Raw genomic sequence first — 2,270 nt, forward strand, 5'->3', positions numbered from 1 at the left:
ACCAGCCACCCGATCCGATCCTCGCGTTCCTCGAAGGCCTCTGATTATGCCGATACCTCACGACTGAACTCCCTGCACCACAACCGACCCCACCTAAACATCGGCATAATCGTGAGGTCGGCATAATGTCCGCAATGCCGATATCGGCATTGCTGCGACAACGGCAGCGCGTATTCCTCGCGTCAGCTGGCGTGGTCGACGGCGGTTCTGGATATCCGGCTGGTGCACAGTAGACCGGGAAAACCCCAAGGGAGGGGGAAAATAGAGCGCTGGAACCGCACCGTGCGCGAGCAGTTCCTGGTCGAGATCGAGGCCGCCGGCGGAGTCAGCTCACTCGATGAGCTCAACCGGTTGTTCACCGCCTGGCTGCACCAGCACTACCACCGGGCCGTGCATTCAGAAACCGGCGCCACCCCGGTGAAGCGCTACCACGCCGCCGACCGGACCCCGGCGCCGCGGCCGGACTCCGCACTGCTGCGGCGCGCGTTTTTGTGGCGCGAACAGCGCCGCGTCACCGCGTTCGCGACGGTTTCTTTGCACGGTAACCGCTATCAGGTTGACGCCGCGCTAAGCGGGCGCCTGGTGGACCTGTTGTTCACCCCGTTCGACCTGACCGTCATCGAGGTGGAATACCAGGGCAAGCCGATGGGCCACGCGGCGCCGCACACCATCGGCCGCCACACCCACCCCGCGGTCAAACTCGGGGCACCCGCACCGGTCGACGCCACCGGTATCGACTACCTGCAGCTGCTGCAGACCGCCCACCAGACCGAAGTGGGCCAAGCGATCAACTACCCCGCCCTCACCGGCGACAAGCCCGACGCCCAACCCGCTGGCGGCGACCGCCAGCATTCGCAAAAACACTGAACCACAGCGTTATTCGACCATCCACCATAGAACATTTTGGAGAACCCATGCTGGACAAAATCCAATCCTATTTCGGCTTGACCACCATGCCCTTCGGGCGCGGCCTCGCGCCGGGCATGCTGTTTCGCAGCGGCGACCACGCCCAGGCCATGGCCCGCATCGGCTACGGCATCGCCACCCGCGGCATCACCGTGATCACCGGCGAGGTCGGCGTCGGGAAAACCGTCGCCGCTCGTGCTGCGATCGAGCGCGCCGAACCCGCCCGCCACCACCTGATCTACATCCCCGACCCCACCGTCGGCGCACGCGGCATCTACCACCACATCGTATCCGCCCTGGGCGCACGCCCCAGCTTCCACAACGCCGCGCTGGTCCCCCAAGCCCGCGACGCGCTAGCCGCCGAAACAGCCGAACGCGGCCGGACCCCCATCTTGTGCATCGACGAAGCCCATTTGCTTTCCCACGATGCCCTCGAAGCGCTGCGACTACTCACCAATCATCGGCTCGACACCGAATCGCCGTTCGCCACAATACTTTTAGGCCAACCCACGCTTGCCACCAAGATGGCCCTGGGAATCCTGGCCGCACTCGAACAACGCATCACCGTGCGCCGCACCATGACCGGCATGACAAGCGAGGAAACCGCCGGCTATATCCGCCACCACCTCCAGTTGGCTGGTCGATCCGACCCACTGTTCACCGACGACGCCATCGCTTTGATCCACGACTCCGGCCGCGGCAAACCCCGCGCCGTCAACCGACTCGCCATCTCCGCGCTCATCGCCGCTTGCATCGCCGGCAAAAACCTCGTCGACGAAACCAGCGCCCGATCCGCAGTCACCGAAACCAACCACGAACACCAGCTCACGACGACACCCTGACCATCCCGACGACACCCCGATCACCTAGCCCCGCCCGAAACCACCCGAGCGGGGCTATTTCACACCCCAACCAGCATCACCGACAACGACGCCGCCATGTGCACGATCAGTGACGCGCAACACCTGAGGCCGGTCAGCGAAGCCAACCAACCGCAAACCCGCCCACCAGCCCCCTCCAAAGACTGAAGCATCCCCGGTTTCATGCACACCTCGTTACGTGTGACCGGTGTGCTCTCCGGCCTGGAGTCGAGCGTAGTACTCGGCCTCGGCTTCGGCCGGTGGGATGCGGCCCAGGCGGTGCATGAGCCTCCGCTCGTTGTACCAGCTAACCCACGCCGAGGTCATGTTCTCCAGGTCAGCGAGGGTTCGGATCGGGCCGACGTGAAACGGGGAGTCAGGGCGCACGCACTCGGTCTTGTAGAGCCCGATCGTGGTTTCGCACAGCGCGTTGTCCAGGGCGTCACCGACGGTCCCGATCGAGGGGATCAGTCCCTCCAACATTAGCGTCTCGCCGTAATGTAT

General features: G+C 64.6%; 3 protein-coding genes. 2 read left to right on the top strand and 1 reads right to left on the bottom strand.

Features of this window, described 5'->3' with window-relative positions:
* Positions 1-222: 222 nt before the first annotated feature.
* Both EET03_RS29480 and EET03_RS29485 read left to right on the top strand, forming a co-directional pair.
* On the top strand, positions 223-867 hold the full coding sequence (locus EET03_RS29480; RefSeq protein WP_099194527.1) for an integrase core domain-containing protein: 645 nt from the start codon (positions 223-225) through the stop codon (positions 865-867).
* A gap of 47 nt (positions 868-914) precedes the next feature.
* Entirely contained in the window at positions 915-1,748 is an 834-nt protein-coding gene (locus EET03_RS29485; protein WP_099194526.1) for an ExeA family protein, read from the top strand.
* 213 nt (positions 1,749-1,961) lie between these two features.
* Here the strand turns inward: EET03_RS29485 and EET03_RS29490 are convergent.
* On the bottom strand, positions 1,962-2,270 hold a 309-nt coding region (locus EET03_RS29490), incomplete at its 5' end, for an integrase core domain-containing protein (RefSeq protein ID WP_167470751.1).

Source organism: Mycobacterium innocens (assembly GCF_900566055.1).
GTDB classification, from domain to species: Bacteria; Actinomycetota; Actinomycetes; order Mycobacteriales; family Mycobacteriaceae; genus Mycobacterium; species Mycobacterium innocens.